Origin of the sequence: Comamonas fluminis (assembly GCF_019186805.1) — a bacterium.
Lineage (GTDB): Bacteria > Pseudomonadota > Gammaproteobacteria > Burkholderiales > Burkholderiaceae_C > Comamonas > Comamonas fluminis.
The window spans coordinates 2875762-2898216 of record NZ_CP066783.1 but is presented as its reverse complement, the minus strand read 5'-3'; the positions used below and the strand labels follow the sequence as shown (position 1 = coordinate 2898216).

Here is a 22455-nt window from a genome sequence, read left to right as displayed (position 1 = left end):
ATCGCGGGCATGTCCGAACAGCCACTGGCCCATGCCGTATTGAGTGATGAGATCCTGATGCAAAGCTATGCAGCAGGGCAGGCCATGGCATTCGAGACCCTGTACCAACGCCACGAGCAGCGGCTGTGGCGCTACTTTTTTCGTAACACCGGTGATGCGGCGCTGGCCGATGACCTGAGTCAGGACCTGTGGTTTTCAGTCGTGGAAAGCGCTACCAGCTATGAAATTCGCAGCAAATTCACCACCTGGCTGTTCACCATGGCGCATCACCGGCTGGTCGATCACTGGCGCAGGCGAAGGCCTGGCCTGAGCCTTGGTGGTGACTCTGAAGAGTCTCAGCGGCTGGCGGAGAGCCTGTTTGCCGCGTCCGGTTTTGAGCCGGACCATCGCCTTGATCGGCGCTTGCTGGCCCAGTTGCTGCTGGATGCGCTGGCCCAATTGCCAGTTGAGCAGCGTGAATGCTTTTTGCTGCAGGTGGAGGCTGATATGACGGTGGCAGATATTGCGCAAGCCACTGGGGTTGCTGAAGAAACGGCCAAAAGCCGCTTGCGCTATGCGCGCTCCAAGCTGCGCCAGGCGCTGGAAGGGCAGATATGAGCCAGACGCAAGATTCACCGCAGGCCCGCAAGCCCGATGCGCTGCGCGATCTCTATCACGAAGCGGTTGCCGATGATCGTGGCCCCAGCGCCGCCAGCCGCGCCGCGATTCTGGCCCATGCACGCCAGCAGGCGCAGGAGCTTGCGCGCAAGGCGCGTGAGCCTGCGCCACAGTCTGCCAAACCCGCAGCCAAACCTGCCGCCAATGACCGGCTGTGGCTGCGCCACGCGCTGGGGGGGCTGGCTGCTGTGGGGGTGGTGGGCTGGCTGATGATGCAGCATTTTTCCGGCTGGGATGGCTCTGACCGCGGCATTGGCGCCGGAGCTGCGGCAGACCACGCGGTGATTGCGCATGCGGATGCCCCCGCACAAGCCCCCGCAGACGCATCTGCAAGTGCTCCCGCTGCAGTGCCTGCAGACGCAGTTGCCGAGCCTGCTGCGCCGGTTGCGGCGGAGGCCTCTGCAGAAACTGCCGCAGTACCTGCTGATGCCGTAGCCGATGCGGCACCTGTTACCGCTGCTGCTCCATCCAGATCCGCCGCCAGTGTGAGGCCGCACCTGCCAGTACCACCAGCACCAGCGGCAGCACCAGCGCCAAGAGCGCAGCAGGCCGAGGTGGCCGCGACTGATCCGGGGGCTGAACCCACGCAGCCTGGGCATGTGGCGCAGGCAAAAATGCAGCACTCTGCGGCGGCAAACAAGGCCATCAGCGCCGAGTCTGCAGAGGCTTCAAAGGAGCAGGCACCGCTGCCGCTGTGCCCGCCAGAGCCGCAGACACCGCAGGCCATTGAGGAAGCGCGGCGCAAGAGTGCAGTGCAAGGTGCAGACAAGGCCGCAACATGCCGCCCGCGAAAAAAGCCGCAGGCCCATGAACTGCCTGCGCAGGATGCTTCTGAAAAAGGAGCAGACAGCGAGCGCTGAGCACAAAAAAAGCCCGCGTGAGCGGGCTTGGGTGATGGTCAGGCCAGTGCTTTTGGGCACTGGCGCAGAAACATGTTACTGGATTTTTGCGTTTTTGCGCAGCTGATCCTGGAATTGCTGCAGTTTTTGCTGCTTCAGTTGCTCAACGATCTGAGGCTTGACGTCTTCAAACTTGGGCAGTTCGGCCTGGCGCTCGTCATCCATGCGGATGATGTGCCAGCCGTACTGGCTCTTGACGGGGGCTGCAGTCAGCTCGCCCTTTTTCAGCTTCAGCAGAGCCTGTGTGAATTCAGGTACATAGTTTTCGGGGTTGGCCCAGCCCAGCTCGCCACCACGGGCGCCCGATCCGGGGTCCTTGGATTCCTTCTTGGCGATGTCTTCAAACTTCTTGCCCGCCTTCACTTCCGCAATGATGGCCTTGGCACGGTCTTCGGACTCCACCAGGATGTGGCTGGCCTTGACTTCCTTGCCTGCGTTGGCGCCGGCAAACTTGTCGTACTCGGCCTTGGCTTCTGCGTCGGTGACAGGATTGGTCTTCTCGAAGTCTGCGCGCAGGGCGTTGATCAGCACGGTCTGGCGGGCCAGTTCCATTTGTTGCTTGTAGGTGTCGGAAGCGGCAACGCCACGGCGGTTGGCTTCCTGCATCAGGATTTCGCGGAAGATGACCTCATCCTTGATCATCTTTTCCATCTCGGGCGGCACGGCCTGGCCGCTGGCTTCGATCTGGGCCTTCAGGGCGTTCACACGGGCCAGGGGCACGGCCTTGCCATTGACGATGGCAGCGTTTTGTGCCGATGCGGACAGGGCGGCAAAGCCCAGAACTGCTGCGCCCACCAGGCGGGCCAATTGCTTTTGATTCATGCTCATTCGAGTCTTGATTGAGAAAATTGAATTAGGTTCTGCCCATACGCAACAGGCTCCGTAGAACGGAGCCTGAGGTCATAAAACTTCGATGGCGACGGCGTGAACACCCTGGTCAAAGAAATCTTGCAGTGCATCATACACAAGGCGGTGGCGCGCTACGCGGCTTTTGCCGTCAAAGCCTGCACAGGCGATGCGAACGCGAAAATGCGTGCCCACGCCGCTGTCGTTGGCACCGGCGTGGCCTGCGTGCTGGTAGCTCTCGTCAATGACCTCCAGCTGCGTGGGGGCCAGACGCTGGCGCAGGGCTGCGTCCATGGCGGGGGCGCTGATGGTCACGCTCATGGCTGCTGATCCTTTTTTTCAGCGCCTTCCTGGGGCAGGTAGCGGCTCATGTAGATGGCCTGCGCAATGACGAACACCACCATCAGGCCCATGCCGCCAAACAGCTTGAAGTTGACCCAGGTGTCGGTGTCGAAGTGGTAGGCAATCCAGATGTTGAGCGCGCCCATGACGGCGAAAAATGCCGACCAGGCCCAGTTCAGCTTGAGCCAGATGGCGTCGGGCAGCTGCAGCTGGGCGCCCATGACGGAGCGCAGCAGGTTTTTCTTGAAGACCAGCTGGCCAATCAGCAGTGCGCCGCCCATCAGCCAGTACAGCACGGTGGGCTTCCATTTGATGAAGTTTTCGTCGTGGGCCAGCAAGGTGGCGCCGCCAAACAGCACGATGACGCCCAGGCTCATCCATTGCATGGGCTCGATCTTGCCGTTCTTGAAACGCAGATAGGCAATCTGCACGATGGTGGCAACAATGGCTACGGCCGTGGCGGCATAGATGCCCCAGACCTTGAAGACCACGAAAAACAGAATGATGGGGAAAAAATCAAGCAGCAGCTTCATGCGCGGTGTGTCAGTGGTTCTGATGTTCCGATCACGCAGGGCCCGGATGGTTCCCGCACGGTCGGCAAACGCGCATCATGCACCAAGCGCCATGCCCACCTCGGCCAAAGCCTTGTGTGCAGGACGGATTCAGCTATCAAAGCTGATGTGGTGCCGATGCGGGTTTTGTGTGAAATCTGCCTTGAGTGCAGATGTATCAAGCGCGATGCGCTCTTATTTTTGATGATCGTTTTGAAAGTCCAGCGAGGCCGAATTCATGCAGTAACGCAGTCCGGTATCGGTGGGTCCATCGGGAAAGACATGGCCCAGGTGGGCGCCGCACTGGCTGCACACGGTTTCCACGCGCACCATGCCGTGGCTGCGGTCGGTGATTTCGGTAATGGCGCCGGGCACGGCCAGATCAAAACTGGGCCAGCCGCAACCGGCATCAAACTTGGTGTGTGAGTCAAACAGCTTGTTGCCGCAGCAGACGCAGTGGTAGCTGCCATCGGCCCAGAACTGCTCGTACTTGCCGGTAAAAGGCCGCTCAGTCGCCGCATGGCGCGTGACCTGGAAGGAGGCAGGCTCGGCGCCTTTTTCCTGCAGCAGGGTTTGCCATTCGGCATCGGATTTCTGGAGGGGAAAGCTCATGATGAACAGCTGATTTCAATGGAGGAGGCCCAGTCGGGCGGGAAGCCGGCCCAGTCGCCATGGTCCGGGTGCGAGTCATACGGGGCTTGCAGCACGGCCAGAATTTGCTGAACGGGGGCAAAGTCGCCACCCTGTGCGGCGCGAATCACGGTTTCGCCCAGGTGGTTGCGCAGCACGTAGCGGGGATTCGATTTTTGCATCCAATTGGCCGATTGTGCTTGATCCACTTGCGCTAGCTGCTCTGAATAGGTGAGCGACCAGGCATCGAATGTGGCGCGGTCCAGGATGATGTCGCGCAGCGGCTCCAGGTCTGGTTGGCCGTCTTTGGCTTGCGTCACTGCTTCGGTCAAGCGCGTGAAGAAGATGGTGTAGTCCACCTTGTTGTCGGCCAGTATCTGCAGCAGCGGGTTGACGATCTGGGCAAAGCGGCCTTCGCCAGCAGCGGTGCCGGGGGCGTCATCGGGCAGGCCCAGCTTGCGCAGCATCTGCGTGGCGTAGGCGGCCGGGAAGACGGTTTTGTACGATTCCAGTGCGGCAATGGTCAGCTCTTCATCGCCAATCAGCGGCAGCAAGGCCTGGCCCAGGCAGTACAGATTCCAGTAGGCCACCTGGGGCTGGCGGTTGAAGGCGTAGCGGCCCTGGTTGTCGCTGTGGTTGCAGATATGGCCGGGGTCGAAAGCATCCAGAAACTGGAAGGGGCCGTAGTCAATCGTCAGGCCCAGAATGCTCATATTGTCGGTATTCATCACCCCGTGGCAAAAGCCCACAGCCTGCCACTGGGCCAGCAGCCGCGCTGTGCGCTCGCTCACGGCCTGCAGGAAGTTGGCGTAGGCATTGCCGTTGAGCGCAGTGGCGGTGCGGCATTCGGGGTAGTGCTGGTCGATGACCATATCGGCCAGCGCCTTGAGTTCGGTCTGCATATCGCGTGCGGCGAAATGCTCAAAGTGGCCAAAGCGCACAAAGCTCACGGCCACCCGGGTGACGACGGCAGCGGTTTCAATGCTTTCGCGTGCCACGGGCAGGGGTGAGCCCGTCAGCGCCAGTGCGCGCGTGGTGGGAATGCCTAGGGCGGCCATGGCTTCGCTGCACAGAAACTCTCGAATGGACGAGCGCAGCACGGCGCGGCCATCGCCGCCGCGGGAATAGGGCGTGCGGCCAGCGCCTTTGAGCTGGACTTCAAAGCCTTGCGCAGTCTCGCCCAGCATGATGGCGCGGCCATCACCGAGCTGGCCCGCCCAGTGGCCGAACTGGTGGCCGCTGTAAACGCTGGCCAGCGGCTTGCTGCCCGGTGCGATGGCGCTACCGGACAGGGCTTGCAGGGCTTCGTCGCTGCGCAGCCAGTCGGGGTTCAGTCCCATCCAGTGCGCGGTGCTGGCACTGGTGGCCACCCAGTAAGGGGCAGACACCGGTGAGGGCTGCAGATAGGTGAAAAATGCCGGGCCCAGGGCTTCAAAGCGGCCGGGGCTGTGCCATTGCGGGGCAGTGGATTCGCTCATGCGGCCATTGTGCTTGAGGGGTATCAAAGCCTGCAGGAGTAGGGCTGTTGAATGGCGGAAAAGGCCTTGCAGCGCAGTAGCCAATCCTAGGTTTTTCCCGGGGTGCGCTTGCATCGTCCATAGGGAGGATGCCTGCAAACGTCGCCACAGTTACGCATTGGTGACAGTCCCCTCATGGTGGCAGTTCTGCGCACGCTAGGATGCTTTCCAACAATAACCACGCTACCGAGGAGAGAGACATGCCAATGTTGGGTTTGATGCAAAACCAGCCGCTGCTGATTTCGTCCCTGATCGAATTTGCTGCACGCCACCATTTCGATGCGGAGATTGTCTCGCGTCGCGTGGAAGGGGACATTCACCGCTATACCTATAAGGACCTGGCGGCGCGCTCGCGTCAACTGGCCCATGCGCTGGATGGCATGGGTCTTGCGCAGGGCGACCGCGTGGCCAGCCTGGCCTGGAATGGCTATCGCCACATGGAGATGTATTTCGGCGTCAGCGGCTCGGGCCGGGTGCTGCATACCATCAACCCGCGTCTGCACCCCGAGCAGATTGCCTGGATCGTCAACCACGCGGAAGACAAGGCGCTGTGCTTTGATCTGAGCTTTCTGCCCATCATTCAGGCCGTGCACGCCAAGTGCCCGCAGGTGCAGAAATGGGTGGTGCTGTGCGATGCTGACCGGCTGCCTGCCGACAGCGGCATTCCTGGTCTGATCAGCTATGAGACATGGATTGAAGGGCAGCCCACCACCTATCAGTGGCCGCAGTTTGATGAAAACACCGCGTCCAGCATGTGCTACACCAGCGGCACCACGGGCAACCCCAAGGCTGCGCTGTACAGCCACCGCTCCAGCACCTTGCACGCTTATGCGGCGGCCTTGCCCGATGTGATGAACCTGTCTGCCCGCGACTCGGTGCTGCCCGTGGTGCCCATGTTCCACGTCAACGCCTGGGGCATTCCATATTCGGCGGCACTCACCGGCTGCAAGCTGGTGTTTCCCGGCCCTGCACTGGATGGAAAATCGGTTTATGAGCTGATTGAAGCCGAAGGCGTGACCTTTGCGGCCGGTGTGCCCACGGTGTGGCAGATGCTGCTGGGCCATATGAAGCCCAATGGCTTGCGCTTTTCCAAACTCAACCGCACGGTGATTGGCGGCTCGGCCTGCCCGCCCGCCATGATCTCGGCCTTCCAGGACGACTATGGCGTGGATGTGCTGCACGCCTGGGGCATGACGGAAATGAGCCCGCTGGGCACGCTGTCCACTCTCAAGAACAAGCACCTGAGTCTGCCCAAGGAAGAGCAGATGAAGCTGCGCCAGAAGCAGGGTCGTGCCATCTTTGGCGTGGAGATGAAGATCGTCAACGACGCAGGCGAAGACCAGCCCTGGGATGGCAAGAGCTATGGCGACCTTCTGGTGCGCGGCCCCTGGATCATCAACAGCTACTACAAGGGCAGTGGCGACCCGCTGGTGCACAGCGCAGATGGCTATGGCTGGTTCCCCACGGGCGATGTGGCCACCATTGACCCCGATGGCTATATGCAGATCACCGACCGCAGCAAGGATGTGATCAAGTCTGGCGGCGAGTGGATCAGCTCCATCGACATTGAAAACATTGCCATGGCGCACCCCGCTGTGGCTATGGCGGCCTGCATCGGCATGCCGCACCCCAAGTGGGACGAGCGCCCCATTGTGGCCGTGGCCAAAAAGCCAGGCGCCGAAGTGACGCGCGAAGAGCTGCTGAAGTTCTTTGAGGGCAAGGCCGCCAAATGGCAGGTGCCTGACGATGTGGTGTTTGTGGACGCCATTCCGCTGGGCGCCACGGGCAAGATGCTCAAGACCAAGCTGCGTGAAGAGCTCAAGGACTACAAGCTGCCAACGATTTGACGCTTTCTTTTGCCTCGGTCCAAACCATCATCATGCGATGATGGTTTTTTTTATTTCTGAATGGCGGGTATGTCCTCTGAATTCGAGCCGGGCCAAGGCGAATGCCAATGTGACTGTGAACGTGAAGGCGCCAGCCTGCGGCGCAGGCAATTGATGGGCGCCGCCATGCTGACGGGCTTGCTGCCCTGGTCGGCGGCCATGGCTGGCAGCTGTGATGCGCAGGCTTTGCTGGCCGCAAAATCGGTGGTGGCTGCGCGTGATGTGTGCTGGGAATGCCTGCAGCGCCGCGCCCAGCAAAGATCGCCTTTTGTGAACCGGGAGGCCGCATGAGCGACTGGCAGACCATGCGCCCGGCGGCCGAAGTCTGGGGGCAGTATTTCAAGCAACTGCGCCAGAGCGCACCGGCCCAGCAGCTGTATGTGCTGCTGGATCTGGCGCAAAGCGCGTCGCTGAAGGCATTGCTGCCAGCCAATGATGCCCAGCCCCTGTTTGGCTTTGAGCGGGGCAGCAAGGAAGCGCAGCTGTGCCCATGGCTGGTGCGCCTGGGCACCGTGGGCACTGAGCTGGGCCAGCCGCAGAAAAAGCTGCTGGACCATGTGCTGAGCATTGTGCAGACCCAGCCCAGCGCCAGTTTGCTGACCACAGACTGCGATATGGATGTGCTGCTGGCACACCTGCGCCGTGCAATCGATGTGAAGCTGCAGGGGCAGGAGCCTATGTATCTGGCTTTCTGGGACCCGGCCGTGCTGGCCGCCCTGATGGGGCAGACCGATGTGGATACCGGCAGCCGCATTGAGGCGGTGCTGGAGCCCGCGCAGCGGCAAGCCCTGCTGGGGCCCATTGCGCGCTGGGTTTGCTGGAGCCGCTCTGGTCGACTGGTGGAATATGCCGCCGCAAAGGACACCATCAAGCCCGCTGGCGCCTTGCCCATCAGCCTGAGCAAGGCACAGATCGACGCCATGCTGGCGGCCAATCTGCCCGATTTGCTGATTTACTACCTGCGCCTGAACCAGCCGATGTTGCGCGACAAGTTGCCGCCGTTGCCCATGTACTGGTTTGTGCGCCAGCAGATCGCGTTTGCCAGTCGCTACGGCTTGCGCGGCCCGCGCGATTTGGTGAACTACCTGTGCCTGGCGCTGGTTGCTGGCACGCGCTTTGACCAGCTGCCTCGCGTCAAGCCGGTGCTGGCCCAGGTGAAGGCGGGCACCTTGCGGTTTGACAAGGCCATGGATGTGCTGAGCGAGGTCATTGACGACAAAGACATGCAGCCCGCCAGGCTGCTGCTGGATGACGCTGGCCGCCCGTTGCAGGAGGCAGCGCTTCCCCGTTGATATTTATGCTGAATTGGCTTGCAGTGCTTGATTTGAAAGCGCTGCAAGCTATTGTTTTGGTAGTAGAAAGATCGCGTTAACGGGCATCAGTCGCCAAGGTGATAAACGCTAGGGCAAGCCCCAAGCGCCGATTGCCTGCTTGCCCTTTAGTCTGGGCGTCGCTCATAACCACCAATGGAGACGCTCAATGAAGTTTGCAATCAAGGCTTTGACAGCATCGGTAATCCTGGCGTGTGCGGGTAGTGCAATGGCCCAGAAGGGGGAGACGGTCAAGGTGGCGTGGATTGACCCGCTGTCTGGCCTGATGGCGGCGCTGGGCTCCAACCAGCTCAAGAGCCTGCAGTATGCGGCCGAGGAGATCAACAAAAGCAGCGCCTCTGGTGTGAAGTTTGAAATCATCGGCATTGACAACAAGCTCAGCCCGCAGGAAACCACGGCGGCCCTGCGTTCGGCCATGGACCAGGGCGTGCGCTATGTGTTTCAGGGCAATGGCTCTGGCCCCGCGCTGGCCATCATGGATGCGCTGGAAAAGCACAACGCCCGCAACAAGGGCAAGGAAGTGGTTTACCTGAACTACGCGGCGGTGGACCCTGATCTCACCAATAGCAAGTGCAGCTACTGGCATTTCCGTCTGGATGCGGACACTTCCATGAAGATGGAAGCGCTGACCACCTATATGAAAGACCTGCCAGACGTCAAAAAGGTCTATCTGATCAACCAGAACTACGCGCACGGCCAGCAAGTCTCCAAGTTTGCCAAGGACATGCTCAAGAAAAAGCGCCCCGATGTGGAAATCGTGGGGGACGACTTCTCGCCGCTGGCGCAGGTGCGTGACTTTGCGCCCTATGTGGCCAAGATCAAGCAGTCCGGTGCCGATTCGGTGATTACCGGCAACTGGGGCTCGGACCTGGCGCTGCTTATCAAGGCCGCCAATGATGCAGGCCTGAACAACGTCAAGTTCTACACCTATTACGGCATTGCCACCGGCGCACCCACCGCCATGGGCGCTGCAGCGGCGGGCAAGGTTTACATGGTGGGCTACGGCCACCTGAATCTGCCCGGCACCATGGACAAGATCGTCAAGGGCTTCAAGGCCAAGGTCAATGACGATATGTACACCGGCACGGTCTATACCGGCCTGAACATGCTGGATCAGGCCTTTGCACGCGCCAAGACCACCGATCCCGCCAAGGTCGCGGCCACCATGGAAGGCATGAAGTTCCAGAACTACAACGGTGACGTCGAGATGCGCAAGAGCGATCACCAGTTGCAGCAGGGCCTGTACATCACCCGCTGGGAAAAGGCGGGGGGCAAGTATCCGACCGATTCCGAGAACACCGGCTACACCTTTGTGCCCGTCAAATACTTCGAGCCCTATGTGGCCAGCACGCCGACCAGCTGCCAGATGAAGCGACCTTCCTGAGGCGGTTCTGACGATCAAAAAGGGTGCTTTGTGCACCCTTTTTTGTTAGGGTCTGTTGAGAATTGAGCAAGGTCGCGAAGGATTCTGGCCGCCTGCCAATCTAGGCGCGTGACGCCGTGCGGGTGCCCACCCGCACAAGGAATGCAACAACGAGTGGCGGGCGGCCAGATTCCTTCCCTTCAGGTTGCAGCGACAGGAGGCCGTCTGCGTTGTTGCATGCCCTCGCAAGGCATGAGCATTGCTTCGGTCATACGCCTAGCATCCAGCCTCCTGTCGCTGCAACGCGATCCTCGCCTAAATCTCAACAGACCCTAGTGCAGCGGGTGGCTGCTGTCTCGCACGTGTCGCAGACGTCGGGCAAAAGGCTTTCGTAGTCGCATGAGCGATAGCTTCTAAGGCTTTCCCCAGCAAAGAAAAGTCTACCCGCCGGTAGATTTGCGAGCAGTGCTAGCAATAACTATGAAAGGAGACAAGTATGAGATGGGTGATGCGTACGGTAGCTCTCTCGGCCATGGCCGTTGGTGTCAGCGCAGCGTGGGCGCAAAAGGGCGAGACCGTCAAGATTGGCTGGATTGATCCCTTGTCCGGCCTGATGGCTGCGGTGGGAACCAATCAGCTCAAGACCTTTCAGTTGCTGGCCGAAGAGTTCAATCAAAAAAATGCCTCAGGCGTGAAGTTCGAGATTGTTCCCATGGATAACAAGCTCAGCCCGCAGGAGACCACGGCGGCACTGCGCTCGGCCATGGACCAAGGTGTGCGCTATGTCTCTCAGGGCAATGGCTCAGGCCCGGCGCTGGCCATCATCGATGCGCTGGAAAAGCACAACAATCGCAGCAAGGGCAAGGAGCTGCTGTTCCTGAACTACGCGGCGGTGGACCCCGATCTCACCAACAGCAAGTGCAGTTACTGGCATTTCCGCCTCGATGCCGACACTTCCATGAAGATGGAGGCGCTGACCACCTTCATGAAGGACGATGCAGAGGTCAAGAAGGTCTATCTGATCAACCAGAACTACGGCCATGGCCAGCAGGTTTCCAAATACGCCAAGGAGCTGCTCAAGAAAAAACGCCCCGATGTAGAAATTGTGGGAGACGACTTCTCGCCGCTGGCACAGGTGCGCGACTTTGCCCCCTATGTGGCCAAGATCAAGCAGTCCGGTGCCGATACAGTCATCACCGGCAACTGGGGGGCTGACTTGTCGCTACTGCTCAAGGCGGCCAACGATGCGGGTTTGAACAACGTCAAGTTCTATACCTACTACGCCTTTGGTGCGGGGGCGCCCACAGCCATGGGCGCGGCATCTGACGGCAAGGTGTTCACCGTGGGCTACGGCCACTACAACATGGGCGCGCCCATTCAGGCCAGCATGGCCAGCTTCAAGAAGAAGTTCAACGACGACCTGACGCAGGCCTCCATCTATCACGTGTTTGCACTGCTGGATGCAGCGTTTGTGAAGACGGGATCGACCGATCCCGTGAAGGTGGCTGCGGCGCTGGAAGGCATGAAGATCAAGAGCTTCAACGGCGAAGTGGAGATGCGCAAGAGCGATCACCAGCTGCAGCAGGGCCTGTACATCACCAAGTGGCAGAAGGCGGGTGGCAAATATCCGTACGACGCGGAAAACACCGGCTATACCTTCGCGCCTGTGAAGTATTACGAGCCCTATGTGGCCAGCACGCCAACCACTTGCCAGATGAAGCGGCCGTCCTGAACGTCTGCTGCTTTGCCGTAAGCGCTGCGAGATGCGAGCCCAGAACCACGACAACCAGGTGCAGGGCGCAGCGGTTTTCTTCCGATCTCTTCAAAGCAAGGCCAGTCAATGACGCCTGAATTTTTCACCATATCGCTGCTCAACGGCGTGAGCTACGGGCTGCTGCTGTTCATGCTCAGCTCGGGGCTGACGCTGATCTTCAGCATGATGGGCGTGCTGAATTTTGCGCACACCAGCTTCTACATGCTGGGCGCCTATTTTGCCTACACGCTCAGCGGCATTGTCGGCTTCTGGCCCGCACTGTTCATCAGTCCCGTGCTGGTGGGCGTGCTGGGGGCGCTGTTTGAGCGCTACAGCCTGCGCCGCGTGCACAAATATGGCCATGTGCCGGAATTGCTGATCACCTTTGGCCTGTCTTACCTGATTCTGGAAGTGGTGCAACTGGTGTGGGGGCGCGGCACCGTGCCTTATGCGCTGCCGCCTTCGCTGCAGGGCCCGCTGTTCACGCTGTACGGCACGCAGTTTCCCAAGTCGCGCTCTTTTGTGATGTTGGTGGCGCTGCTGATGCTGGTGGCCGTGTGGTTGCTGTTGACACGCACACGCATTGGCCTGGTAATTCAGGCCGCACTCAAGAACCCCGAGATGGTGGAGGCGCTGGGCCACAACGTGCCGCGTGTCTTCATGATGGTCTTTGGCGGCGGCTGCGCGCTGGCAGGGCTGGCGGGCGTGATTGGCGGCAATACCTATGTGACCGAGCCTGCCATGGCGGCATCGGTGGGCTCCATCATCTTTGTGGTGGTGGTGGTGGGCGGCATGGGCTCGCTGGTGGGGGCTTTTGTGGCTTCGCTGCTGATTGGCGTGGTGCAGACCTTTGCCGTGGCCATTGACTGGTCCATGGCCAGTGCGCTGACTTCCATGGGCCATCAGGTCAATGAGTCCACCTTTGGCTGGCCCGTGCTGCGCCTGACGGTGTCGCAGGTGGCACCAATCTTGCCGTACCTGTTCCTGGTGCTGATTCTGATTTTCCGCCCCAAGGGCTTGCTGGGCACGCGAGGGGACTGAGCCATGAATTCCATGACAAAAACAAGCATCAACTCCGCTGCCGCCAAGCAGCCTGAGCAGGCGCACTATCGCTTCAAGCCGCTGAATATCGGGCGCATTCTGGTCTGGGGCCTGTTTGCTCTGGCGCTGATCGTGGCACCGCTGATCTTCACCAGTTCGCTGGCGCTGACCATGCTCAGCCAGATTGGCTATCTCATCATCATCTGCCTGTCGTACAACATGCTGCTGGGGCAGGGCGGCATGCTGAGCTTCGGTCACGCGGTCTACACCGGGCTGGGCTCTTTTCTGGCCATTCACGCCATGAACAAGGCTGCAGCGGGTGCGCTGCCCATTCCGCTGGTGCTGATTCCCATCATTGGCGGGCTGGCGGGCATGTTCTTTGCTGCGCTGTTCGGCTATGTGACGACCAAGAAGTCCGGCACCACTTTTGCCATGATTACCATGGGCCTGGGTGAGCTGGTGGCCTCCATGGCGCTGATGTTTCCCGAGTTCTTCGGGGGCGAAGGTGGCATCACCACCGACCGGGTGTACAGCAAGTTCTTCGGGCTGGATTTTGGCTCGGGCCTGCAGGTGTACTACCTGATTGCGGTGTATTGCTTCATCTGCACGGCCGCCATGTTTGCCTTCACCGGCACGCCGCTGGGGCGCATGCTGAACGCCGTGCGCGACAACCCCGAGCGCGTGGAGTTCGTGGGCTACAACACCCAGCGTGTGCGCTACTTCGCTTTCATCATCGCGGGCTTCTTTGCCGGTATTGGTGGAGGGCTGACAGCTATCAATTTTGAAATCATCACGGCCATGGACAGCGTCAGCGTGGTGCGCTCGGGCGGCTATCTGCTGTTCACCTTCCTGGGTGGGGCGACGTTCTTCTTCGGTCCCATCATCGGTGCCGTGCTGCTGGTGCTGGCCTCGGTGCTGCTGTCCGAGCTGACCAAGGCCTGGCTGCTGTATCTGGGCCTGGTCTTCCTGCTGATGGTGATGTATGCACCCGGTGGTGTGGCCAGCATCATCATGATGAATCTGCGCGTGGCCAAGTTCGGGCACTTCAAGCGCCTGCTCAAGCCCTATCTGGGCGTGCTGGTGGCGGCCATTGTGACGATTGTGGGCGCAGCCGCGCTGATCGAGATGATATACCACCTGCAGCTGAACGCTGCAATGGGTGCGAACGTGTCCTTCATGGGCACAAAGCTGGACACCAGCGCAGCCGCGACCTGGGTAGTTGCCATTGTGGTACTGGTCGTGGGTCTGGGTCTGCTGGAAGTGGCTCGCCGCATCACGGCGCGGCACTGGGGGCAGATTCAGGAAGCGATTGAAGAGACGATCAAAAAAGGGGAGGCTTGAGCCATGAGCAGTGTTGCTATTCCATCATCTGCTCCTCAGTCGGTGCAAAAGCCGGGTCAGGCTTATGCGCTGGAGCTGCGTGATCTGCGCAAGAGCTTTGGCAAGAGCGAGATCATTCGCGGTGCGCAACTGGCCGTGAATGCGGGCGAGCGCATTGCCATCATCGGCCCCAACGGCGCGGGCAAGAGCACCTTGTTCAACCTGATCAGCGGGCGCTTTGCGCCAACCAGCGGAGAGGTGCTGCTGCACGGCCAGCGCATTGATGGCAAAAAGCCGTTCGAGATCAACCGCATGGGCTTGTCACGCAGTTTCCAGATCACCAACATCTTTCCCAAGCTGTCGGTGTTTGAAAACCTGCGCTGCAGCGTGCTCTGGAGTCTGGGTTACCGCTACAGCTTCTGGCGTTTTCTCTCGAATCTGCACGACGCCAATGCGCGGGCCAATGAGCTGATGGAAATGATTGGCCTGCACCGCAAGCGCGACACGCTGGCCGTCAACCTGACCTATGCCGAGCAGCGCGCGCTGGAGATCGGTATCACCATCGGCGGCGGCGCTAGTGTCATTTTGCTGGATGAACCCACGGCAGGCATGAGCAACAGCGAGACCGCGCACTTCATCCAGCTCATCAAGAAAGTCACCGAAGGCAAGACGCTGCTGACGGTGGAACATGACATGGGCGTGGTGTTCGGCCTGGCCGACAAGATTGCCGTGGTGGTCTATGGCGAGGTGATTGCCTTTGATACGCCAGAGGCCGTGCGCGCCAATGCACGGGTGCAGGAGGCTTACTTAGGATCTTCCGTTGCAGACCAACAGGCGGGAGGGCATTGAGATGTTGAAGATCAGTGATTTGAATGCCTATTACGGCAAAAGCCATGTGCTGCATGGCGTGGATTTCGAAGTCAATCAGGGCGAAATCGTGGCTTTGCTGGGGCGCAACGGCTCGGGGCGCTCCACCACGGCCAAGGCCATCATGGGCCTGGTGCACTGGGAGGGCGGGCTGGACTGGAAAAACCAGAACCTGCGTGGCAAAAAGGCCTATGAGGTGGCGCACCTGGGCATTGGCTATGTGCCCGAAAGCCGCGATGTTTTCCCCAATCTGACCGTGCACCAGAACCTGCTTTTGGGCCAGAAAGGCAAGGGCAAAGGCAGCCGCTGGGGTTTTGACGATATGTATGCCATGTTCCCGCGCCTCAAGGAGCGCCAGCACACCGAAGCCGGAGTGATGTCCGGCGGCGAGCAGCAGATGCTGACCCTGTGCCGCACGCTGATGGGCGACCCCGATCTCATCATTATTGATGAGCCCACGGAAGGGCTGGCGCCCAAGATTGTGGAGCTGGTGGGCGAGTACCTGAAAAAGATCAAGGATCGCGGCGTGTCGGTGCTGCTGATCGAGCAAAAGCTCACCATCGCCATGAATATCTCGGACCGCGCGCTGGTCATGGGCCATGGCCGCATCGTCTTTGATGGCACGCCCGATGGACTCAGAGCCAACGAAAAAGTCCGCAAGGAATGGCTGGAGGTTTAGCGGCCTTAAAAACTGGCGCGGCCCAACTCAGAGACGGCGAGCAAAGGCTGCCCTGCAGCGAGGCCGTCGTCCCCCTTTGGGGGAAGCCGCGCAGCGGCTCAGGGGGTGTCTCGCTGAGGACAAACCGCAGTTGCGCAATGCAGCAAAATCTCGAAAATAAAAATCGCACGACCGTTCTTTTCTAACTATTGAACAGGGGACAACAGCATGACTGCTGAATACAAGGTGGATGGCGCAGTCGCCGTCATTACATTGAACAACCCGCCGGTCAACGGCCTGGGCTTGTCCACACGCCGGGGTATCGTCGATGGCCTGAACAAGGCTCTGGCGGATGCTGCCGTGAAGGCCATCGTCATTACCGGTGCAGGCAAGGCCTTCTCGGGCGGTGCCGATATCACCGAGTTCGGCAAGGAAGATGCCTACCGTGAACCGAATCTGATCTCGGTCATTCAGCAGCTTGACCTGTCCACCAAGCCTTTGATTGCGGCCATTCACACCGTCTGCATGGGCGGTGGTCTGGAGCTGTCGCTGGGCTGTCACTACCGCATTGCTGCGCCTGGTACGGCTGTGGCCTTGCCTGAAGTCAAGCTGGGCCTGGTGCCTGGCGCAGGCGGCACGCAGCGCCTGCCGCGTGTGCTGGGTGTGGAAACCGCGCTGAACATGATCGTCACCGGCGAACCCGTTAAAAGCGAGATGCTGGCCAGCATTCCCGGGCAGAAGCTGTTTACCAAAATGGCATCGTCAGCCGAGAATTTGCTGGCAGAGGCCAAGGCCTATGCGCTGGAAGTGGCAGATGTTCGACCTCTGGCCCGTGTGCGTGATCTGCCCTGCAAGCACCCTCAGGGCGAGGCCTACTTCCAGTTTGCCCAGACCATGGTGCAAGGCATGTCCAAGAACTTCCCCGCGCCGCTGCGCTGTGTGGAAGTTGTAAAGAACGCCACCACCAAGAAGTTTGACGATGGCATGGTGGCCGAGCGTGAAGCCTTCATGCAGCTGATGATGACGCCGGAGTCGCGTTCTCTGCGTCACCTTTTCCTGGCCGAGCGTGCTGCGTCCAAGATCGCCGATGTGCCTTCGGACACCCCTGTGCGCGATATCAAGGCGGTGGGCGTGATTGGTGCGGGAACCATGGGCGGTGGCATCTCCATGAACTTCCTCAACGCAGGTGTGCCCGTCACAATTCTGGAGACCAAGCAGGAAGCGCTGGACCGTGGTGTGGCCACGATCAGGAAGAACTACGAAGCCCAGGTCAAGAAGGGCAAGCTGAGCGCTGAAAAATACGAGCAGCGCATGGCCTTGCTCAGCACCACGCTGAACTATGCGGACCTGAGCAATGCAGACCTCATCATCGAAGCGGTGTTTGAAGAGCTGGGCGTGAAGGAGCAGGTCTTCAAGCAGCTCGATGCGGTGGCCAAGCCCGGCGCGATTCTGGCATCCAACACTTCCACACTGGACGTGGACAAGATTGCCGCCTTCACCAAGCGCCCGCAGGACGTGGTTGGCATGCACTTTTTCAGCCCTGCCAATGTGATGAAGCTGCTGGAAGTGGTGCGTGGCAAGGAAACCGCCAAGGATGTGCTGGCCACGGTGATGAAGATTGCCAAGAAGATCAAGAAAACGGCCGTGGTTTCGGGCGTTTGCGATGGCTTTATCGGCAACCGCATGATTGAGCAGTACTCGCGCCAGGCAGGCTTTTTGCTGGATGAAGGTGCATCGCCGCAGCAGGTGGACAAGGCCATTGAAAAGTTTGGCTTTGCCATGGGGCCGTTCCGCATGGGGGACCTGGCTGGCAACGATATTGGCTGGGCGATTCGCAAGCGTCGCTATGTCGAGCAGCCTGACATGAAGTACAGCGCCAGCGCAGACCGCCTGTGCGAGCTGGGCCGCTTCGGTCAGAAGACGGGCGCTGGCTGGTACGACTATGTGCCGGGCAAACGCGACGCGGTGCCCTCGGACGTCGTGGCCAAGATGATTGACGAGCATCGTAAGGCCATTGGCGTGACGCCGCGCAAGATCTCGGACGAAGAAATCGTGCAGCGTCTGGTCTATGCCCTGGTCAACGAAGGTGCGCACATTCTGGAAGACGGTATTGCGGGCAAGTCCGGCGATATCGACATGGTCTATCTGACCGGTTATGGCTTCCCGCTGTGGCGCGGTGGCCCCATGCATTACGCAGGGGAAGTGGGCCTGTTCAACGTGGTGCAGGCCATGGGCCGCTTCGCCCAGAACCCCAACGACGATGCCAAGTTCTGGCAACCCGCGCCACTGCTGGCCAAGCTGGCCGCCGAAGGCAAGCAGTTCAGCTGAGCGCCGACGACCCGCCAGTCAACACCCAGAATCAAAGGACAGAACATGACATCCGCAGTGATTGTTTCTACCGCGCGCACCCCGCTGACCAAGAGCTGGAAGGGCGCTTTCAATATGACTTACGGCCCCACCATGGGCGCCCATGCGGTCAAGGCAGCCGTGGAGCGCGCAGGCATTGATGGCGCTGAAGTCGAAGACGTCATCATGGGCATGTCGCTGCCAGAAGGCACAACAGGCGGCAACGTGGCCCGTCTGATTGCCGTACGCGCCGGTCTGCCGGTGACAACTTCCGGCATGACCATCAACCGCTTTTGCTCCTCGGGCCTGCAGGCGATTGCGCTGGCGGCCCAGCGCATCATCGCGGGCGAAAACGATGTACTGGTGGCCGGCGGGCTGGAGAGCATCTCCTGCGTGCAGCCGCACCTGAACCCGCACATGGCTTTTGACCCTGAACTCACAGCCATGAAGCCCGAGGTGTACTGGAGCATGCTGCAGACGGCAGAGCAGGTGGCCAAGCGCTACAACATCAGCCGCGATGCGCAGGACGAGTACGGCGCGGCCAGCCAGCAAAAAGCGGCGGCGGCACAGGCTGCAGGCCTGTTTGACGCCGAAATCGCCCCCATGAAAACGGTGATGGGCGTGGCTGACAAGGTGCGTGGCCTGATTGCCAAGGAAGTGCTGGCCGAGAAGGACGAGGGCATTCGCGAGGGCACGACCAAGGAAGGCATCAGCGGCCTGCGCAGCGCGCTGCCCGGCGGTGTGATTACCGCAGGTAATGCCAGCCAGTTCTCTGATGGTGCGGGTGCCTGCGCCGTGGTCAGCGAAGACTATGCCTCGCGCAAGGGGCTCAAGCCACTGGGCCGCTTCCTGGGCTTTGCCGTGGCAGGTTGCGAGCCCGATGAAATGGGTATCGGCCCCATTTACGCCATCCCGAAGGTGCTCAAGAAGCTGGGCCTGTCCATCAACGACATTGACCTGTGGGAGCTGAATGAAGCCTTTGCCGTGCAGGTCATTTACTGCCGCGACTTTCTGGGCATTCCAGCCGACAGGCTCAATGTCAACGGCGGTGCGATTGCGCTGGGCCACCCTTATGGGGTTTCGGGCCAGCGCCTGACGGGCCACGCGCTGATCGAAGGCAAGCGCCGCGGTGCCAAGCGCGTGTGCGTGACCATGTGCATTGGTGGCGGCATGGGGGCAGCGGGCATTTTCGAAGTTCTGTAAGCTCGCCCAGCAAAAAGCCGCAGTCCTGCTTGCGGGTGCGGCTTTTTGTTTGTCAGAAATTGAGTATTTTGATAGCTGAAAGCGCTTGTCAATAAAAGGCTTGATGCGGTTTTGAAGGAGTTTGATATGCGCCTGCGCTCTACCATTGACTTTCTGCTCTACGACTGGCTGAAGGCCGAGAGCCTGACGACACGCTCGCGTTTTACCGATCACTCGCGCAACACTTTTGATGCGGTGATGGACACCTGTGAGCGCATTGCACGCGAGAAATATGCGCCCTTCAACCGCACGGTAGATACGCAGGAGCCGCAGTTTGATGGCGAAAAAGTCATCCTGCCCCAATGCACCTATGACGCCCGCGAGGCCTATGCCGAATCCGGCATGCTCAGCGCGGCGCAGGACTATGAAATAGGCGGCATGCAGCTGCCTTATACGGTGGAGGCTGCGGCCAACTGCTTTTTTGCTGCGGCCTCGATCAGCATAGGCTCGAACATGCTGACCAGTGGCAATGCCAACGCCATCATGGCCCATGGCACAGACATGCAAAAGCAGGTGTTTGCGGCCAACGAATTCAATGGCCGCTGGGCTGGCACCATGGCGCTGTCCGAGCCGCAGGCGGGCTCGTCGCTGTCGGACATTGCCACCCGGGCGCAGGCAGATGGGGCTGATTTTGAGAGCGACCCACTGGGGCCGCGCTATCGCCTCAAGGGCAACAAAATGTGGATCAGCGCGGGCGACCATGAACTGACCGAGAACATCGTGCATCTGGTGCTGGCCAAGATTCCTGGGGCGGATGGCAAGCTGATTGCAGGCGTCAAAGGTATTTCGCTGTTTATCGTGCCCAAGAAACTGGTGGATACCGAGGGCAGGTTGACGGGCGAGCGCAACGATGTGGCGCTGGCCGGCCTCAACCACAAGCTGGGCTGGCGCGGTACCACGAATACGTTGCTCAATTTTGGCGAAGGCAGATACCCGGTACGGGGTGCTTCTGGCGCCATCGGCTATCTGGTCGGCCAGCCTGGCGAGGGCCTCAAATGCATGTTCCACATGATGAACGAGGCGCGCATCTCCATCGGCACGGCCGCCACCATGCTGGGCATGGCCGGTTATCTGGCCAGCCTGGAATACGCGCAAAACCGTCCGCAGGGCAGGCCTGTGGGGGCTTCTGGCAAGGATTCCAGCAAACCGCAGTCGCGCATCATTGAACATGCGGACGTCAAGCGCATGCTGCTGGCGCAAAAAGCCTATTGTGAAGGTGCGCTGGCGCTCAATCTGTTCTGCGCACGTCTGGTGGACGAGCAGCACACCGGCAGTGAGCAAGAAGCGGCAGATGCCAAGTTGCTGCTGGAGGTGCTGACCCCGATTGCCAAGAGCTGGCCCAGCGAGTTCTGTCTGGAGGCCAATTCGCTGGCCATTCAGATCCATGGTGGCTATGGCTACACGCGTGACTTTCCTGTGGAGCAGTACTGGCGCGACAACCGCCTGAACATGATTCACGAGGGCACGCACGGCATTCAGGCCATGGACTTGTTGGGGCGCAAGGTCATCATGGATGGCGGCAAGGGGCTGCAGCTGCTGGCTGCGCGCATCAACAGCACTATTCAGAAGGCGCTGCAGCAGGAAAAGCTCGCCTGCCACGCCAACCAGCTGGCGCGTGCGCTGGCCGAAATTGGTGCAGCCACCAAATCCGCTTGGGCCACGGGCAATCCGCAGGAAGCGCTGGCCAATGCCGTGCCGTATATGCAGGCCTTTGGTCATGTGGTGCTGGCCTGGATCTGGCTGGATGTGGCGCTGGCGGTGCTGGCCATGGACAAGGATCTGGCCATTGCCGCGCATCGTGGCAGCATGGCAGCGCAGCGCTATTTCTTTCACTACGAGCTGCCCAAAATCAGCGGCTGGCTGCAGGTGGTGAAGTCGCGCGACATGACTTGCGCGAATCTGGAAGAAGAAGCGTTCTGAGCAGGAATGCCCTATGACAAAGGCCCGCATGCAGCGGGCCTTTGTTATGGGGAAAGCGCAGGATTACGGCTTGTCGCAGCTGTCGTTCATGCCCACCATGCCCGAGAGCTTTTGCAGGCTGCTGCGCTGCTTCAGGCATTCCTGGTGCTTGGCGTCAGACGCTTTTTGCTGAGCGACTTGCGTGGCCTTGGCACGCTCAGCGCGCAGGTGGGCGATGCGTTCGCGAATCTGCGGCATCAGCGCCGTGGCGGCTTTTTCACCTTCCACAATCGCATTGGCACGCTGGCTGAAATCGGCAGGGCCAATGTCCAGCACCTTGGGGCGGATGATGATGTCGGCACGCGCCAGCTCGGCCTGGCCCAGCTTCTGGCCCATGATGGCAATCGACTGGTTCAGCGCGCCCAGCATATTGCCCGGCGTTTTGCCGTTGGCCTTGTTGGAGATATCGACCGCGATCACGATGTCGGCACCCAGATTGCGCGCGGCATCCACAGGCACGGGGCTGACGATGCCGCCATCGACATAGTGGTACTTGCCAATCGTCACGGGCTGGAACACCCCGGGAACGCTGCTGGAGGCACGCACGGCCTGGCCGACATTGCCACGGGCAAACACGGTGCGCTCACCATCTTCCAGTCGGGTGGAAACGGCCACAAAAGGCTTGGCCATCTGCTCCATGGGCTTGCGGTGCACCTGCTCGTTCACATAGTCTTCCAGCTTCTGACCCAGCACCAGGCCGCCAGACGACAGTTGCAGGTCGCGAATCTTGGCTTCATCCAGCGCCACGGCCTTTTCCTGCAATTCAAAGGCGTTCATGCCGCTGGCATAAAGCGCGCCAACGACGCTGCCTGCACTGGTGCCTGCCACCACGCTGGGGGTGAAGCCATTGGCTTCCAGCATCTTGATGACACCGATATGCGCAAAGCCCTTGGCCGCGCCGCCGCCCAGTGCCAGACCGATGCGGATGGGCTGCGCAGTCGCGGTGCTGCCGGTCGAATCAGAAGGTGTGGAAGGGGCGGGTGGGTTGCTGCCGCAGGCGGCAAGGCCGAGCAGGCTCATACATAGCAGAGGGCGCAAAAAAGCAGTCGGACGCATGCCAGGAAATCCTGTTGTCTTAACAATATGAGGAGCCAAAGTATAGCTTTGCGCCGCTTTTTCAGCCCGCTACAGCCATGCTTTTACTTCTGAAAACATAGCTGTCAACGCTTGATGGATAAGCGCTTGCAGTCGATATCCTTCATATGGTCTATGTGTGGCAAGCCTGCGCTGCAGATAATGTTTTCATC

The 22455-nt window shown here is 60.2% G+C and carries 20 protein-coding genes; 14 read left to right on the top strand and 6 right to left on the bottom strand.

Annotated elements, in window-relative coordinates:
• Nucleotides 1–9: 9 nt before the first annotated feature.
• The gene (locus JDW18_RS13530; protein ID WP_246609915.1) at nt 10–597 is read left to right on the top strand and encodes a sigma-70 family RNA polymerase sigma factor; all 588 of its coding nucleotides are present in this window, start codon (nt 10–12) and stop codon (nt 595–597) included.
• Nucleotides 594–1517, top strand: coding sequence for a hypothetical protein (locus JDW18_RS13525; protein WP_218239959.1), 924 nt, complete (start codon nt 594–596; stop codon nt 1515–1517). Before JDW18_RS13530 ends, JDW18_RS13525 begins: the two co-directional genes overlap by 4 nt.
• Nucleotides 1518–1592: 75 nt before the next feature.
• Here the strand turns inward: JDW18_RS13525 and JDW18_RS13520 are convergent, their stop codons facing one another.
• From JDW18_RS13520 to JDW18_RS13500, 5 genes are all read right to left on the bottom strand, one after another.
• A complete protein-coding gene (locus tag JDW18_RS13520; RefSeq protein ID WP_425514737.1) occupies nt 1593–2384 on the bottom strand; it encodes a peptidylprolyl isomerase in 792 nt (263 codons plus the stop codon).
• A 72-nt stretch (nt 2385–2456) separates the two neighbouring features.
• Nucleotides 2457–2723: a BolA family protein gene (locus JDW18_RS13515; RefSeq protein ID WP_218239957.1), complete on the bottom strand. Its 267-nt coding sequence runs from the start codon at nt 2721–2723 to the stop codon at nt 2457–2459.
• On the bottom strand, nt 2720–3277 hold the full coding sequence (locus JDW18_RS13510) for a septation protein A (protein ID WP_218239956.1): 558 nt from the start codon (nt 3275–3277) through the stop codon (nt 2720–2722). Before JDW18_RS13510 ends, JDW18_RS13515 begins: the two co-directional genes overlap by 4 nt.
• 213 nt (nt 3278–3490) lie before the next feature.
• Nucleotides 3491–3907 (bottom strand): peptide-methionine (R)-S-oxide reductase MsrB, encoded by a 417-nt coding sequence (gene msrB / locus JDW18_RS13505; protein ID WP_218239955.1) that lies wholly within the window; start codon nt 3905–3907, stop codon nt 3491–3493.
• On the bottom strand, nt 3904–5403 hold the full coding sequence (locus JDW18_RS13500; protein WP_218239954.1) for a protein adenylyltransferase SelO: 1500 nt from the start codon (nt 5401–5403) through the stop codon (nt 3904–3906). The genes msrB and JDW18_RS13500 overlap by 4 nt, the downstream gene beginning before the upstream one ends.
• 245 nt (nt 5404–5648) lie before the next feature.
• On the opposite strand from JDW18_RS13500, the gene JDW18_RS13495 reads away from it, so the two are divergent.
• The 12 genes from JDW18_RS13495 (at nt 5649) to JDW18_RS13440 (ending at nt 21169) form a co-directional block, all read left to right on the top strand.
• Nucleotides 5649–7289 carry a 3-(methylthio)propionyl-CoA ligase gene (locus tag JDW18_RS13495; RefSeq protein ID WP_218243902.1) on the top strand — a complete coding sequence of 547 codons (1641 nt, stop codon included), beginning with the start codon at nt 5649–5651 and terminating at the stop codon, nt 7287–7289.
• Nucleotides 7290–7358: 69 nt separating this feature from the next.
• Nucleotides 7359–7619, top strand: coding sequence for a hypothetical protein (locus JDW18_RS13490; RefSeq protein ID WP_218239953.1), 261 nt, complete (start codon nt 7359–7361; stop codon nt 7617–7619).
• Nucleotides 7616–8620: a DUF4123 domain-containing protein gene (locus JDW18_RS13485; RefSeq protein ID WP_218239952.1), complete on the top strand. Its 1005-nt coding sequence runs from the start codon at nt 7616–7618 to the stop codon at nt 8618–8620. The genes JDW18_RS13490 and JDW18_RS13485 overlap by 4 nt, the downstream gene beginning before the upstream one ends.
• 187 nt (nt 8621–8807) lie before the next feature.
• Nucleotides 8808–10043 carry a branched-chain amino acid ABC transporter substrate-binding protein gene (locus JDW18_RS13480; protein WP_218239951.1) on the top strand — a complete coding sequence of 412 codons (1236 nt, stop codon included), beginning with the start codon at nt 8808–8810 and terminating at the stop codon, nt 10041–10043.
• Nucleotides 10044–10518: 475 nt separating this feature from the next.
• Complete coding sequence (locus JDW18_RS13475) at nt 10519–11754, top strand: branched-chain amino acid ABC transporter substrate-binding protein (RefSeq protein ID WP_218239950.1); 1236 nt, start codon at nt 10519–10521, stop codon at nt 11752–11754.
• A gap of 108 nt (nt 11755–11862) precedes the next feature.
• Nucleotides 11863–12816, top strand: a complete 954-nt coding sequence (locus JDW18_RS13470) for a branched-chain amino acid ABC transporter permease (RefSeq protein WP_218239949.1) — start codon at nt 11863–11865, stop codon at nt 12814–12816.
• 3 nt (nt 12817–12819) lie between these two features.
• Entirely contained in the window at nt 12820–14157 is a 1338-nt protein-coding gene (locus tag JDW18_RS13465) for a branched-chain amino acid ABC transporter permease (protein ID WP_218239948.1), read from the top strand.
• Nucleotides 14158–14160: 3 nt separating this feature from the next.
• Nucleotides 14161–14985, top strand: a complete 825-nt coding sequence (locus JDW18_RS13460; protein ID WP_218239947.1) for an ABC transporter ATP-binding protein — start codon at nt 14161–14163, stop codon at nt 14983–14985.
• Nucleotide 14986: 1 nt separating this feature from the next.
• Nucleotides 14987–15682, top strand: a complete 696-nt coding sequence (locus JDW18_RS13455) for an ABC transporter ATP-binding protein (protein WP_218239946.1) — start codon at nt 14987–14989, stop codon at nt 15680–15682.
• A gap of 207 nt (nt 15683–15889) precedes the next feature.
• Complete coding sequence (locus JDW18_RS13450) at nt 15890–17989, top strand: 3-hydroxyacyl-CoA dehydrogenase NAD-binding domain-containing protein (protein ID WP_218239945.1); 2100 nt, start codon at nt 15890–15892, stop codon at nt 17987–17989.
• A 45-nt stretch (nt 17990–18034) separates the two neighbouring features.
• On the top strand, nt 18035–19210 hold the full coding sequence (locus JDW18_RS13445; protein WP_218239944.1) for an acetyl-CoA C-acyltransferase: 1176 nt from the start codon (nt 18035–18037) through the stop codon (nt 19208–19210).
• A 126-nt stretch (nt 19211–19336) separates the two neighbouring features.
• Complete coding sequence (locus JDW18_RS13440; RefSeq protein WP_218239943.1) at nt 19337–21169, top strand: acyl-CoA dehydrogenase; 1833 nt, start codon at nt 19337–19339, stop codon at nt 21167–21169.
• 63 nt (nt 21170–21232) lie between these two features.
• On the opposite strand, the gene JDW18_RS13435 is transcribed toward JDW18_RS13440, so the two are convergent.
• On the bottom strand, nt 21233–22264 hold the full coding sequence (locus JDW18_RS13435; protein WP_218239942.1) for a patatin-like phospholipase family protein: 1032 nt from the start codon (nt 22262–22264) through the stop codon (nt 21233–21235).
• Nucleotides 22265–22455: the final 191 nt, after the last annotated feature.